Source organism: Fluviispira multicolorata, assembly GCF_009208585.1.
Taxonomy (GTDB): domain Bacteria; phylum Bdellovibrionota_B; class Oligoflexia; order Silvanigrellales; family Silvanigrellaceae; genus Silvanigrella; species Silvanigrella multicolorata.
In genome coordinates, this window is sequence record NZ_WFLN01000005.1 from 261,875 (window position 1) to 275,615 (window position 13,741).

13 protein-coding genes are annotated in these 13,741 nt (G+C 31.8%); 9 read left to right on the forward strand and 4 right to left on the reverse strand.

Translation table 11 applies throughout. The features are described 5' to 3' along the window. Positions 1–142: 142 nt before the first annotated feature. The 4 genes from GCL57_RS04700 to GCL57_RS04715 all read left to right on the forward strand — a co-directional run bounded on the left by GCL57_RS04700 (position 143) and on the right by GCL57_RS04715 (position 4,172). Positions 143–487, forward strand: coding sequence for a FeoA family protein (locus tag GCL57_RS04700; protein ID WP_152212124.1), 345 nt, complete (start codon positions 143–145; stop codon positions 485–487). Position 488: 1 nt separating this feature from the next. Then, positions 489–2,414 (forward strand): ferrous iron transport protein B, encoded by a 1,926-nt coding sequence (feoB, locus tag GCL57_RS04705; RefSeq protein WP_152212125.1) that lies wholly within the window; start codon positions 489–491, stop codon positions 2,412–2,414. 21 nt (positions 2,415–2,435) lie between these two features. After that, positions 2,436–2,603, forward strand: a complete 168-nt coding sequence (locus GCL57_RS04710; RefSeq protein ID WP_211363220.1) for a FeoB-associated Cys-rich membrane protein — start codon at positions 2,436–2,438, stop codon at positions 2,601–2,603. A 114-nt stretch (positions 2,604–2,717) separates the two neighbouring features. Further along, positions 2,718–4,172, forward strand: a complete 1,455-nt coding sequence (locus GCL57_RS04715) for a sigma-54-dependent transcriptional regulator (protein WP_152212127.1) — start codon at positions 2,718–2,720, stop codon at positions 4,170–4,172. Between the two features lie 85 nt (positions 4,173–4,257). Here the strand turns inward: GCL57_RS04715 and GCL57_RS04720 are convergent, their stop codons facing one another. Further along, positions 4,258–5,019: a hypothetical protein gene (locus GCL57_RS04720; RefSeq protein WP_152212128.1), complete on the reverse strand. Its 762-nt coding sequence runs from the start codon at positions 5,017–5,019 to the stop codon at positions 4,258–4,260. 844 nt (positions 5,020–5,863) lie between these two features. Next, positions 5,864–6,520, reverse strand: coding sequence for a shikimate kinase (locus GCL57_RS04725; protein WP_161597599.1), 657 nt, complete (start codon positions 6,518–6,520; stop codon positions 5,864–5,866). A 120-nt stretch (positions 6,521–6,640) separates the two neighbouring features. On the opposite strand from GCL57_RS04725, the gene GCL57_RS04730 reads away from it, so the two are divergent. From GCL57_RS04730 to GCL57_RS04750, 5 genes are read left to right on the forward strand one after another with little or no spacing between them, the layout of a single operon-like run. After that, complete coding sequence (locus tag GCL57_RS04730; protein ID WP_152212130.1) at positions 6,641–7,426, forward strand: carbonic anhydrase; 786 nt, start codon at positions 6,641–6,643, stop codon at positions 7,424–7,426. Between the two features lie 2 nt (positions 7,427–7,428). Then, on the forward strand, positions 7,429–8,334 hold the full coding sequence (locus GCL57_RS04735; protein ID WP_152212131.1) for a glucosamine kinase nucleotide-binding domain-containing protein: 906 nt from the start codon (positions 7,429–7,431) through the stop codon (positions 8,332–8,334). 31 nt (positions 8,335–8,365) lie between these two features. Beyond that, the gene (gene nagA, locus GCL57_RS04740) at positions 8,366–9,523 is read left to right on the forward strand and encodes an N-acetylglucosamine-6-phosphate deacetylase (RefSeq protein WP_152212132.1); all 1,158 of its coding nucleotides are present in this window, start codon (positions 8,366–8,368) and stop codon (positions 9,521–9,523) included. Between the two features lie 40 nt (positions 9,524–9,563). Next, positions 9,564–10,772, forward strand: a complete 1,209-nt coding sequence (locus GCL57_RS04745) for an SDR family NAD(P)-dependent oxidoreductase (RefSeq protein WP_152212133.1) — start codon at positions 9,564–9,566, stop codon at positions 10,770–10,772. Between the two features lie 57 nt (positions 10,773–10,829). Next, positions 10,830–12,191: a molybdopterin-binding protein gene (locus tag GCL57_RS04750; protein ID WP_152212134.1), complete on the forward strand. Its 1,362-nt coding sequence runs from the start codon at positions 10,830–10,832 to the stop codon at positions 12,189–12,191. 2 nt (positions 12,192–12,193) lie between these two features. On the opposite strand, the gene GCL57_RS04755 is transcribed toward GCL57_RS04750, so the two are convergent. Together GCL57_RS04755 and GCL57_RS04760 are read right to left on the reverse strand one after the other, a co-directional pair. Beyond that, positions 12,194–12,985: an ABC transporter permease gene (locus GCL57_RS04755; protein ID WP_161597600.1), complete on the reverse strand. Its 792-nt coding sequence runs from the start codon at positions 12,983–12,985 to the stop codon at positions 12,194–12,196. After that, entirely contained in the window at positions 12,978–13,679 is a 702-nt protein-coding gene (locus GCL57_RS04760) for an ABC transporter ATP-binding protein (RefSeq protein WP_152212136.1), read from the reverse strand. Before GCL57_RS04760 ends, GCL57_RS04755 begins: the two co-directional genes overlap by 8 nt. Between the last annotated feature and the right edge of the window lie 62 nt (positions 13,680–13,741).

The window sequence follows — 13,741 nt, forward strand, 5'->3', positions numbered from 1 at the left end:
CACCTATAATGTCGCTTATATATCCACCTTCCGATATTGATAATCGTTATCATGAGTGCTAGCATAAGTTGTGCTGGTTGTTTCCAAAGTCCGGAAAATACCATTAATTTCATATAATATCAAATTATTAGAGGTTTCCTCAATGCAAGTAAAAACGGCTGCAGCTCATGCTGTCGATCTTGGTCTGAAAAGCTGCAACGATCTAGCTGCTCCTCAAAATTTCTTTTCTTTATGCGACTTAAAAAAAGGAGAAAGAGGTGAAGTTGTTCTCATTAGTGAAAAACAATTAGATTCTGAAAGCGCACTTCCTGCGGGTGAACTAGAAAAAAGGCTCTTAGAAATGGGTTTTGTGGAAGGCACTGAAGTTACTTTAGAGCATGAAGGAATGATTGGAAAAGATCCAATTGCCGTTCTCATTCGCGTTTGTTCATTAGTTGCATTGCGTCGTAAAGAAGCTCAAGCAATTTTAGTAAGAAAGATCTCTTAAAATGTCATCTCAAGTAAATATTTTAACTCAAACGCGTATTGCTTTAGTTGGCAATCCAAACTGTGGGAAAACAGCTCTCTTTAATGCTTTAACGGGCAGTCGCCAAAAAGTTGCAAATTATGCAGGCGTTACTGTTGAAAAAAAGGAGGGAGCTTATCTTAGTCCTAAAGGTAAAAAAGTTAAAGTTGTAGATTTACCAGGAACTTATAGTTTAAGAGCACGTAGTCCAGATGAAGAAGTGACGCGTGACGTAGTTTTAGGAAAATTTGCGAATGAAAGCATACCAGACGCAATTATATGTGTTGCCGATGCAACAAATCTTCACCTCGGTTTAAGGCTTGTTCTTGAACTTAAAAAAGTAGGTAAGCCCATTGTTTTAGCATTAAATATGATGGATGTTGCACGCAAGCGAGGGTATGATATTGACATTAAACTCCTCTCAAATGAATTGGGTGTGCCTGTAATTCCTACGGTTGCTATTCGTAAAAATGGTATTAACGAGCTTGTTGCTGCTGTGGAACAAGAGGTCGGAAAGTTTATTACTGAAAATAGCAGCGTAGAAACGACGAATAACCAAAATAATTCTTCTCATTTAAAATGTGTTTGGACTGAACCAAATGCAATAGAAGTTCGCTCCTACCACAAAGAAGTTGAGCGTATTTTATGTGTTGCAAATAGAAAGCAAGGCTTTGCCTCTGAGTGGACAAAAAGGCTCGATGCGTTTTTATTACATCCCGTTTTTGGTTTGGTCACTCTTCTTGCTATTTTGTTTTTAGTATTCCAAGCTGTATTTACACTATCAGAATATCCAAATGGATTAATTGAGTCTTCTTTTGCTGCCCTACAAGGTTTAATTACAGAATATTTGCCAGATGGAATTTTACGCAGTTTAATTTCAGATGGAATTATTGCGGGTGTGGGCAGTGTATTGGTATTTTTACCACAAATTTTGTCATTGTTTTTCTTTTTACTTTTACTTGAAGACACTGGATATATGGCACGTGCTGCTTTTTTAATGGATAAACTTATGGGGGGTGTTGGCCTGCATGGGCGCGCCTTTATTCCTCTTTTATCTAGTTTTGGCTGCGCTATTCCAGGTATTATGTCAACCAGAACAATTGAAAGTAAAAAAGATCGTATCATCACAATTCTCATTGCACCTCTTATGACTTGTTCAGCTCGCTTACCGGTTTATACACTCATAATTGCAGCCTTTATTCCGTCTAAAACTATTTTGGGTTTTGCAAATTTGCAAGGTTTAGTTATGTTTGGTCTGTATGTTATTGGAATAATTTCCGCTTTAGTTGTTGCTTTTATACTAAAAAGATTTTTTATTAAAGGGAATGTTCACCCATTGCTTATGGAACTTCCAACATATAAATTGCCAAGTATTAAAAATCTATTTTTGGGTCTAACAACACGTGCAAAGCTCTTTCTTAGTAAAGCTGGAACACTTATTCTTGCTTTGATGGTGGTTATCTGGTTTTTAAGTACCTTCCCCAGTGCGCCTGAAGGTGCAACTTTGCCTGATATTGACTATACTTTTGCAGGAATGATAGGTCATTTTTTCGAGCCTTTTCTTGCTCCTATAGGATTCAATTGGCAGATTGCAATTGCTCTTATTCCTGGAATGGCTGCACGTGAAGTTGCTGTCGCTGCACTTGGTACAGTCTATGCAATTAGCGGAAGCGAAGATGCTGTTGCAGAAGGTTTGAAAACAATGCTTGTAAATGCTTGGACATTGCCAACTGCTCTCTCATTTTTAACATGGTATATTTTTGCACCTCAATGTGCACCGACTCTTGCCGTTGCAAAACGTGAAACCAATTCATGGGTTTGGCCAACTGTTATGTTTACTTATATGTTTGGTTTAGCTTATTTATGTTCATTTATTGTTTTTCATGTGACTCAATATTTAATTAGATAAATTGTAAAAAAGGAATTCATCGTGCTTCAAGAAATTATTGTTATATCAATTGTTATTGTTGCGGCACTGTTTCTTATTTACAAATGGTGGCCCAAAAAAAAGAATGTACTTGAGAAATCACAAGGATGTTCATCTGGATGTGGTAGTTGTTCAGTGGACAAACCTACAAAGTTCAAAAAATTTTCTTAGAGAAAATAATTGGAAATTATTTTAAAAAAATATGATAATAAGATTTTGACTCATATGGACTAGAAATGGAGGTTCTTTTTCATAAAAAAGTACCTTTATTTGTGTGAGAAAAAAATGAACACTCTATTCCAAAATGTAATGACAGCAGAAGAATTTATTTTAATCCATCTTGATGATGATCCACTTGAATTAAAAAGTTTTGCTCGTAAAATTCAAACAAATAAAAAAAATATTTCTTTTAATATTATCTCTGTCATCAATTTATTAGAGTTTAAAAAGATGATCCAGAAAATAAAGAAAATAGATTTTGCAATTCTTGATATTTATCTATCTGAAAAGGATCAGCAAGACGGAATATCAATTGTCTCTGAATTAAGAAAATTACATCCTGAAATTATTGTACTTATGAGTTCAAATTTAGATGATCCAGAATCTATTTTACAAAGCTTAAAAGCTGGAGCGGATGAATTTCTTTCTAAAAAATTTAAAATGGATAATATTGTCGATAAAATTTTGTCTATTCGTAAATCAGCATTTTTAAAAAGAGGAATATCTGATGTTTTTCAGCAAAAGAAAGAATGCCAGCATGATTTTTTGCATAGCTTTGCTGGCGCAACTGTAAGAAAAATATATTACCGTATTCCGCAAATAATAAATTCAGCAATCACATCAGTCTATGTTGAAGGAGAGTCTGGTACAGGCAAAGAAATAGTTGCTGATTTATTTTCTTATTTTGTAAAAGATATGCCTTTTATAAAGGTAAATTGTGGGAGTATTTCGCAGAGTTTATTAGAAAGTGTGTTGTTTGGTCATGTTAAAGGCGCTTTTACGGGCGCAAATACACATAAATCAGGTTTGTTAGAAGATGCGCATGGTGGCTGGCTTTTTTTAGATGAAGTTGCAAGTCTCTCGACAAATGCTCAAGTGGCACTTTTAAGAGTGCTTGAAAATCAAGAGGTCACTCGAATTGGAGAATCAACTCCGAGGAAAATAAATGTTCGATTTATTGCGGCATCAAATATTCCATTAGGTAAACAAGTTGAAAAAGGAGAATTTCGTAACGATCTCTGGCAGCGACTTTGTGAAACTGAAATATTATTAAAATCATTAAGAGAGAGAAAAAATGAAATTCCAGATCTCATTTCATTTTTTTGTAAAAAAATGCGAGGTGGTCCCTATAAAATTGAACAAACAGCAATGAATGTACTATGCCAATTACCTTGGGATGAAGGCAATGTTCGTGAGTTGCGCAACTGTTTAAGAGCTATGACAGAGCATCAAAATAAAAAAGTTTTATCTCCAATGGGTATTCCTGAAAGAATTTTAGAAAAATCGAAAGAAAAAGATTTGCGTTATAATGAATTAATAATTGATAAAGATACTTTGCAAATTCCTATTAAAAATCAAGAAGGAAAATTATTTTCATTTAAAGAAATGTGTGAAATCCTATTAAGGACTTATCTGAAAACATTTTATGCAGAGAAAATGAATTTAAGCTTAGTGGCTAAGAAACTTGGTATTGCAAGAAGCACCTTACAAATTAAATATAATAAAATTAAAAGTAAATAAAATTTTTTTAACATATTGGAGCAATTCATTTCTTACCTATAAATACCAAATTTTTAACTAAAAATTATAAACATATATTTTGCTTTTAGAGATTTTCAGGTTTTGCATTAATTTGCATTTCATTATTATTATAAAGATCTATATCTGGTTGATATTTGTGTAGTGACTTGTTAAGAAAGTATCCTGAAAAAGGGGAATCAGAATTAGCTTTAACAAATTGAATCTTCACAGTAAGTTCTTTGTTTGTAAATAATTTAGTTTCTTTGATAACTGAAGCCACATTTTCATTTGTAATAGATGTAAGATGGTTCTTACTAATTAAAAATTCACTATGAACAGTGGATGTAGCACCTAGCATATAATAACGTGTATTATATAATATTTTTCCGATATTATATGCACTTTCTTTAGAGTCTATCGATATTAAAACATAATTTTTTTGCATTTTTATACTCATTCCACTACTGGATGAAATGATTTCACCATTTCCATTTCTTAAATATAATACAATAGGTATGCTTTTATCTATATCACCATGAGTTTGTCCTACGTGATATGCTGATGCCTCAGACATTCGAATGACTGTAAATTTTGGCATTGAAAAATTATCACTCATTTTAGAAGAAAATGAGATGTCTTCATAGATGGGGATTTCGATTAAATGAGTATACTCTCCTTGATTATTAAAGTAACTATGAGCTGTCTCTGAATACACATAATGTTTTGTATCATTATTATACTTTGTATTTTGTTCATAATTACTAATCTCATCTACAGGTGATGCATTGGCATTTAAACAAAAGAGTGTAGTGAAAAAAATAGTATTTTTTATTAATTTATTATACATCAAAAACCTTTCATATTAAGTATTAGTTGGAAAATTTATATGTAAATAAATTTATTATTTTTAAAGGGGTAAGGCTTTAAAATATGATGGTATAAATACTTAAGAAAATTCCATCATCAAAAAAAATATAGATGAACTTTCAAAAATCGTCAAGAATTTTTTCTTTAATATTGACATTAAATAAATATTAAAATTAGTTTTTTTTACTGATTTTTTTAAAAAATAATTTTTTAATTGAATAAAAATGATCAATTAAATTTGATAATTTACTTTATCCATCTAGGATGAAAAATATTTTTAATATTTCATATATTATAAGCTGTTGGATTAGCCGTGGTGAGCAGCTTTTAAATACAAAAAATCAAATGATCCAGGCTTTCATATAATCAATTGTGAAGAAAAGATAGAATATTTTGCTGTAAAAATTATAAATAGATATGGAGATTCATATCTATTTTTTCTGAATATTTTATTGTAAGCCTTTAAAAAGCATATGGATATATTTTCATAGATTCTTTATTGGTTCTGAAGATTTTAAATATAAATTTAAAGACATTAGGGTAGCTTTCAACTTCTATAGAAAACTAGATTTTTGGGAGGTTGCCTGCAAAAGTTGGATTACGAAGTCTAACTTATGAGAGGAAACATGTTGAGAACAAAGGTAACAGATCAATTATGATCAAGGCTAGCAACGAAGTTAAAAAAATTTAAAATTCATTATTTGAGAGGGAGTAGTGGTGGTATTGTTTGTTGGCAAATTCAGACAGAGATTAAGAAGTAATTATAATTTTATCAAGATCGTGTAAAAAGTATAAATAATAATATTTTTAATAATTCTGAGAATTTATAAATCTGAAATTTTTTCAGGAATAACTTCATCTTTTTCTACCCAACGATTGGACTGTTTTAATTTTTTATTAATTATATTATACACTTCTTGCATATACTCTCTGTTATCTGCACGTCTTTCAATTAAAGAAAGGTGCATTTTTAAAGTATCTATAGAATTATATGCTGTTTCTATAACGACATCAGATTGTTCATAAGCGTCTTTTCTTTCATCCCAAAGAATATTTACTTTTTCTTGCACGTCTTCAATTGTTTTACAATTTATAAAAAGTGGGCGAGTTTCTTTTATTTCAAAAATGCGTTTGCTAATGATTTCAAGAGGAGTTTTAAGTGTTACAATAAGCCCTAAGCGACGTGCATAGTTTAAATTATCAGGTTTAAGGAGAGTTCCTCCTCCCATTGCGATAACAAAATTATGCCTACGTTCAAGCTTATGTAAAATCTTTTCTTCAAGATTTCTAAAACCATCTTCACCTTCAATTTCGAATAATTGTGTAATAGACTTTTTTGTAGTGGACTCTATGAAAGCATCGAAATCTAAAAATAATCTTTCACTAACGTGAGCATAGATTTTTCCGAAGGCTGTTTTTCCTGAGCCCGGCATACCTGTTAGTATGATATTTTTAAACTTCTTTGCCCAATACTTTGTCATGATTGTCCTTTCAGTGAAACTTTCTAGCATGTGAGCCTGTTTGCATCCTAGAATGAACATTTGTAGACTATATTTTATATTAACTGAAGACAAATTTTTAAGTGAGGAGGGATAGCGCTGATGGGTATAAGGTTTGAAACCTCTATAATCATTTCAAGTTTATTTTTCTTTTTTACAATTGAAAATAAAGCTTTTTCACAACTCATGGCCAATGCTGACAAAGCCGTACACTGGAGTTATGAGGGTGCTACAGGTCCAGCAAAATGGGGAACATTAAAACATGAATTTCAATCTTGTATAGCTGGTAAAAAACAATCTCCCGTTGATGTTAAGTCTAAGGAAAGTAAAAAAAATGATGAAATACCCGTTCTCAGTTTCGCCTATTTTAGCACTCCTTTAAATATTTTGAACAATGGTCATACAATTCAAGTTAATTATGAAAAAGGGAGTAAATTAACCATAAATCATGATGTGTATGAGCTTTTACAGTTTCACTTCCATACGCCGAGTGAGCATGCTTTAGATGGCAAACGTTCAGAAATGGAAGTGCATTTTGTCCATAAAAAAGAAGATGGAAACCTTGCAGTGGTTGGGGTTCTAATGAAGAAAGGTAATAAAAATAAAGCATTTGAAGCTTTGTTTGATAACCTACCTGAGAAGAGTGACAGTGAAACAAAGGTTGAAGCAAAGTTTAATGGAATAGACATTTTTCCTCAAGATACTGGGTATTATAATTATTCAGGCTCATTGACCACTCCTCCTTGCTCAGAAATCGTAAATTGGATTCTTTTAAAAAAGCCAATTGAGGTATCCCCTAAGCAATTAGAAAGATTTTCTAAAATATTTCATATGAACGCTAGACCTATCCAGAAATTGAATGACCGAAAAGTTGAGGAAAAAGAGTAAAAATGCTTAGGAACTTTTTCATTGGAGTAGACGGAGGGGGAACGAAAACCCATATTCGTTTAGAGTCAGAAGATGGAAAGGTTCTTGGAGAGGGGTGGGCTGGGCCAGCCAACATTCGTTTGTCTGTTGACGTTGCAATCTCATCAATATCAAATGCATTTGAGCAAGCTATTTATGCAGCAGATTTAAATGATGTTCATAAATCGAAAGATGTACATTTTCATGTTGGTATGGGGTTAGCAGGCTATGAGGTTCAATCTGTTCGTGAAGAGTTTTTAGCCAAGCAAAAGAATTTAGGTTTTACGCATTGTGAAATTCAATCCGACGCATTTGTAGCTTGTCTAGGTGCTCATTCAGGTAATTATGGATCGATTATTATATGTGGAACAGGAGTTGTTGGTCTTAAATATGCTAAAAAAGGAAAATATCAAGTGGGAGGTTGGGGCTTTCCTCATGGTGATGAAGGGGGAGCGGCTTGGCTTGGTCTCGAAACCATTCGAAAAACTCTTCATCTTTGCGATGGAAGAGGAATCGACTCTCTGCTTTTGCAACACGTCAAACAGAAATTAGGCGGCAGTGCAGAAAGTGTGACGGAATGGGCATGTTATGCAAATGCAACAAAATATGCAGAAATTGCAAGAGATGTTTTTAAATTTGCAGAGCAAAAAGATACAATTGCTCTTTATCTTCTAAATAATGCTGCAACTCATATTGAAAAAATATTTTTTGCATTGGATAAGTTTGAAAATGATTCAAAAATAAAACTCCCTTGCTCTTTTGTAGGAGGGGTTTCACAATTTATTGTTTCTTTATTAAAACCGAATATTAAAAAGCGTTTGGTTCTTCCCAGAGGAGACGCGTGCGATGGAGCTCTTCTTATGATAAGAGAAAAATACAATCAGAGCTAAATTTTGATTGTAGTATCATAAGAGGTTATTCATGATTTGCCTTAAAAACGCACGGGTTTTTGATGGGATTTCTTTTGTCAAACAAAAGAATATAATAATTTCTGATGGAAAAATTAAAGATCTCACTTCTCGACAACCAAATAAAAATATTAAAACAGTATTTGACTTAAAAGGGAATATTGTAGTCCCAGGATTTATAGATATCCAATTAAATGGTGGAGGAGGTTGTTTTTTTAACGAAACACCAACAGAAAATGCTCTTTTAAAAATTTCTCGTGCTCATATTATCCATGGAGTTACTTCATATTTACCAACATTAATAACCGATGATTTTCTGAAAATATCACAGGCAGTGTTAACGATTAAAGATTGTGTCAAAAAATTCTTACCAGGAATTCTTGGCATTCATTTTGAAGGCCCTTTTATTAATAAAGAAAAAAATGGGATTCACTCTAAACAATATATAAGAACGCCTACAATTGATGAAATTCAGTTAATGACTTCTGTAAAAAATGCTGTGACACTTATTACCCTTGCTCCAGAGGTAATTGAAAAATCAATTCTTAAGGCTTTCAGGCAAAAAAAAGTAATATTATTTGCTGGTCATACCAATGCAACTTTTGCACAAATGAATGAGGCTTTTAAACAAGGCGTTAAAGGTGTGACCCATTTATTTAATGCATGCAGTCAATTTGGAAGTCGTGAACCAGGTGTTGTGGGAGCTTCTCTTTTACATGATGATTCTTGGTGTGGAATTATTGCGGATGGCCAACATGTTAGTTTTGAATCTCTAAAACTTGCATTTAAAGTTAAGAATAATAAAAAATTCATTTTAGTGTCTGATACCATGGCCCCTTTTGGTACAGATATGAAAAGATTTTATATAAATGAAAAAGAAATTTTTGTAAAAGATGGAAAATATATAAATGCAGATGGAACTTTAGCAGGTTCTGCTATTTCTGTTTATGAAGCATTTAAAAATATAGTAACTCAAAAATTAGTTACATTAGAAGAGGCCCTGCCAATGACTTCTACAAATGCAGCTGAGTGCTTAGGAATTGATGGCAGCAAAAAGAGTATTTTGAAAAAAGGCAGACTCTTGCCAGAATTTGATGCTGATCTAGTTGTCCTTGATTCTAAAAACTTAAGAATTAAAAGTGTCATACAATTTGGAAAAATAATTATTTAGTTTTTAATGAAATATTATATATAATAAAAGGAAAACTTAAATGAAGATTAAAACTATTTGGCAAGGAAAAGAGTATCCGCACAATTGGGAATTTTATGCGGAGTGTGATGAAGGTGAAAAAATACAAATATCAGTAAAAAATGGGGATGCAGTTAAAATTGCTCCAAATCCAAAAGAGCTCGTGTTACAAGGTATGGCTTCATGCACTTCGGTTGATGTTATCAGTACATTGCAGAAAATGCGGCAACCTCTCGAAGAATTGATAGTTGAATGTGATGCAGAACAAACGACAGTCCATCCCAAAGTATTTGAAAAGTGCAATATTAATTATTATGTAAATGGTAAAGAACTTAATGTTGAAAAAGTTGCAAATGCTGTTTTTTTAAGTTTTACAAAATACTGTGGTGTGAGTGCCATGTTAGAAAAATCTGGATGTCATATGACACCTAAACTTTTTGTAAATAATAAAGAGATCGATATATTTGATCCAGAAAATAAAATATCGGATAAATTAAAACATTGGATAAAAGATGTTGCAAATAACTGTTCAAACGGTGTTGCTCTTGTAACGGGTGCTTCAAGGGGGATTGGCAATGCATTGGTGAAACAATTGAGTCAAGAAGACTTTGCAGTTATTCCAACGGCTCGTTCGAAAGTTTTATATGAAAATACAAATATATTTGACTCATTATATCTTGACGTAACAAAACCAAATTCTATTTCTTATTTATCAAATTTTTTGAAAAAAAACTCTATTGAGCTAAATTTAATTGTGCACAACGCAGGCGTATTTTCATTAGATAGTGGAGCTGACTCTCTTGATGTTAATTACACTGAAATTCATAAAATATATGAAGCAAATGTTTTTGGTTTGATTGAAGCAAATAATAAATTTATGCAATTAATGAGTTCATGTTCGACTATAGCATTTGTCTCAAGTCTCATGGGGCATGATTCTTATGATACATACTCTTATGCAGCTTATCGAATGTCAAAAAGGTCAGTTATTCAATTTGCAAAAAATGTTGCTTTACAATTTCAAAATCAAAATAAAAAAATATGTATCCTAAGTTTGCATCCAGGAAGTGTCAAAACAGATATGAATCCGAGTGGTAAAATTTCTGTCGAAAACTCTGCAAAAAATATAAGCTATCTTCTTTCAAATAAAATGTTAGAAACGCGCATGAAAAATAATGGTGGATTTTGGAATTTTGATTTGACGAAGGAAGTTTGGGAGTGTTTAAAGTAAAATATATTTAATTTAAAAATGCTTTGAGCATAAAAAATAATATTCTGAGGTGTTGATATGAAATCTGCAGGGTTTTTAATAACTGGCAATGAAGTCCTTTCTGCAAAAACGAAAGATACTAATGGGCCATTCATGGGAATGCATTTAAGACGTATTGGTGTTTCGGTTAAAGCTTCCATGATGTGTTCAGATTTAGAAGAAGATCTCATTGATTGTTTAAATTATCTGGCAGAAAGATGTGATGTTATTTTAATGACTGGAGGTCTAGGCCCCACATCAGATGATCTCACCGCAGAGGTTGTTGCACATTTTTTTGATATTCCTGTTAAATTTAATGATGAGGCTTGGGCTGCTTGTGCAGCATTTTTTGTCAAAGCTGGCAGAGAATCTATTCCTGAAAGCAATAAAAAACAAGCATTTTTACCAGAAGGCTGTGAACTTATTCCAAATAAATTAGGAACTGCTGCTGGTTTTTGTACCACGGGCAAAAAATTTGGTAAAACAATTAAAATTTATTCTTTACCAGGTGTGCCATATGAGATGGAGCCTATGTTTTTAAATTCTGTCTTACCAAATTTATATGATGAAACAGCTATGCCTGTTTCAAAAAATTGGCAAGTTTTTTTAATGGGCGAATCATTTATGCAAACAGCAATTGAGGTTGCTGAAAAATTGCTTATTGCCCGCTTCCCTAATTCTGTGATTTCTTATCAGGCTCATCCTTATTATGTTTCTTATGGTGTGACTCTTTTTCCTACTTCTAAATCTCAAAAATTTGAATGCGAAAATTTTTTAAATCAAGATTATCAATCTGCTGTTGAAAAAGCATTTGTAAATAATATTTTATACAGTGAAGATAAAAAAGTTCCCAATTATATTTTAGAGCGGCTTAATAAATTAAGGTTAAATATTGCATTTTCCGAAAGTACCTGTGCAGGCTATTTAAGTAAAGAGTTGAGTTCATTAAATGAAAATTCTACTTATTTTGTAGGAGCAATTGTTGCAAATAATAATAGAGTAAGAAAAGAAATTCTTCAGCTTCCAGATAATATAGTTTTGCTAGAAAATAAAGCTTCACATGATTTAGCATTACAAATGGCTTTAGCGACTTTAAAAAAATTCAATTCAGACATTGTTTTAGCAGAGTGTGGCAATAAAGATGAAATCCATTCGGAGTCAGAAGATCAAAAAAAGGAAGGATTTTATTTAGCAATGGCATTTAAAAAGAAAAGCTTATCAAATATTGAATCAGCTAAAAAAATTCTTGATAAATACTCTTGGAAATTCGTTGAAATAGAAAATGAAGAAGATACATATTCTTTCACTTGCTTTATAAAATCAAATCAACGTCACACTGCGGATGTGCAAAAAACAAGAACTGCGCATTATTTGCTCTGCTCTCTTTCTGCAGTTCTATAATTTTAAAAATTTGTTGAACTATCATGCCATTGTTTTAATAATAAATAAGAAATAAAATTGAATAGACTGTAAATAAAAATTCCAAGTACTGTAATAATAAAGAGAGCTGCAAATAATTTATCTGTTTCTAAATTATAGCCGGCCATTAAAAGAATATAAGCAATACCTGATGCTCTCCCTCCCGTTCCTGCAATAAACTCTGCGGAGATTCCACCTATTAATGCCAATGCTCCTGATATTTTCAATCCACTTAAAAAGTAGGGAAGAGCCGAAGGAATATATAATTTTTTAAGCATAAAAGTTTGAGAAGCTCCGTATATTCTGAAAATTTTTATTAATGATTTATCGGTGCTTTTTAAACCAATGAGGGTGTTTGAAATAATTGGAAAAATACAGGCTATCCATGCACAAATAACCAAGGTAATGAATGTATTACTTTTAAACCAAATAATGAGTAGAGGAATAATTGAAACAATTGGAGTCGTTTGTAAAATAACAATATAGGGCGAAATGGTTTTATCAAGTATTTTATATTGGAATACTCCTATTGCAATTAAAACTCCAGAAATGATTGAAAGAGTAATGGCAAGAAATGTAATGCTTAAGGTAACTAATGTTGCTATTAGAAAAGTTTTAATATTCAAAATGAATGCATTGAGGACATTGGAAGGAGAGGGGAGAAAATATTTGGGTATCTTAAAATAAATAATTAAAAATTCCCAGAATAACAAAATAAAAATTAAAAATAAAAGAGGGTATAAAAATGAAGTTAAATTAATTTTTGTTCTATTCATTTGAGTTTTCCAAAATTGTTCTAATTTTAACACATGTTTGATGAAAAACATCTGAATTTCTGTATTTTTTCATGTCCATATTGCTTTTATTAATTTGAATTTGACCAATAATTTGTCCTGGATGAAATGAAAAAATATAAATACGGTTACATAAAAAGACGGCTTCTGCAATATTGTGTGTAACAAATATACCCGTTAAATTTTTCCTTAAATATATTTCATAGATTTCATCGACAAGTCTTTCTCGTAATATTTGATCGAGAGACGCAAATGGTTCATCCATAAGTATGACTTCAGGATCGGTTACGAGTGCACGTGCAATTGATGCACGCATTTTCATTCCTCCGGAGAGCTCTCTTGGGTAATTTTTTCTAAATTTATATAGATCTAAAATCTTTAAATATTTATTAACTTTTTCTTCAATTTCTTGTCGAGATAAATTTAGAATTTCTAATGGTATTGCTATATTTTGTTCAAGTGTCTTCCATGGCATCAAACAAGAATCTTGAAAAACAAAAGCAGATTTACCTTTTGTTGAATTGTTATGTAAAACACCCGAAGATATTTTTTCAAGGCCAGAAAGAAGTGTCAGTAAGGTAGATTTTCCACAGCCAGAGGGTCCTAAAATTCCAATAAATTCCCCTTTATGAATTTCCATTGAAACTTTTTTTAAAACTGTGAGATTTTGAAACATTTTACTCACGTTGTCTAATTTGATAAAGTCCACATGTGATCTCGTATTTAGAAGTGTTTGAT

What these genes read in the sequence shown, in the direction of transcription:
- GCL57_RS04700 (WP_152212124.1), top strand. Translation starts at nt 143, where the DNA reads ATGCAAGTAAAAACGGCTGCAGCTCATGCTGTCGATCTTGGTCTGAAA.
- feoB (WP_152212125.1), top strand. Translation starts at nt 489, where the DNA reads ATGTCATCTCAAGTAAATATTTTAACTCAAACGCGTATTGCTTTAGTT.
- GCL57_RS04715 (WP_152212127.1), top strand. Translation starts at nt 2,718, where the DNA reads ATGAACACTCTATTCCAAAATGTAATGACAGCAGAAGAATTTATTTTA.
- GCL57_RS04720 (WP_152212128.1), bottom strand. Translation starts at nt 5,019, where the DNA reads ATGTATAATAAATTAATAAAAAATACTATTTTTTTCACTACACTCTTT.
- GCL57_RS04725 (WP_161597599.1), bottom strand. Translation starts at nt 6,520, where the DNA reads ATGACAAAGTATTGGGCAAAGAAGTTTAAAAATATCATACTAACAGGT.
- GCL57_RS04730 (WP_152212130.1), top strand. Translation starts at nt 6,641, where the DNA reads ATGGGTATAAGGTTTGAAACCTCTATAATCATTTCAAGTTTATTTTTC.
- GCL57_RS04735 (WP_152212131.1), top strand. Translation starts at nt 7,429, where the DNA reads ATGCTTAGGAACTTTTTCATTGGAGTAGACGGAGGGGGAACGAAAACC.
- nagA (WP_152212132.1), top strand. Translation starts at nt 8,366, where the DNA reads ATGATTTGCCTTAAAAACGCACGGGTTTTTGATGGGATTTCTTTTGTC.
- GCL57_RS04745 (WP_152212133.1), top strand. Translation starts at nt 9,564, where the DNA reads ATGAAGATTAAAACTATTTGGCAAGGAAAAGAGTATCCGCACAATTGG.
- GCL57_RS04750 (WP_152212134.1), top strand. Translation starts at nt 10,830, where the DNA reads ATGAAATCTGCAGGGTTTTTAATAACTGGCAATGAAGTCCTTTCTGCA.
- GCL57_RS04755 (WP_161597600.1), bottom strand. Translation starts at nt 12,985, where the DNA reads ATGAATAGAACAAAAATTAATTTAACTTCATTTTTATACCCTCTTTTA.
- GCL57_RS04760 (WP_152212136.1), bottom strand. Translation starts at nt 13,679, where the DNA reads ATGTTTCAAAATCTCACAGTTTTAAAAAAAGTTTCAATGGAAATTCAT.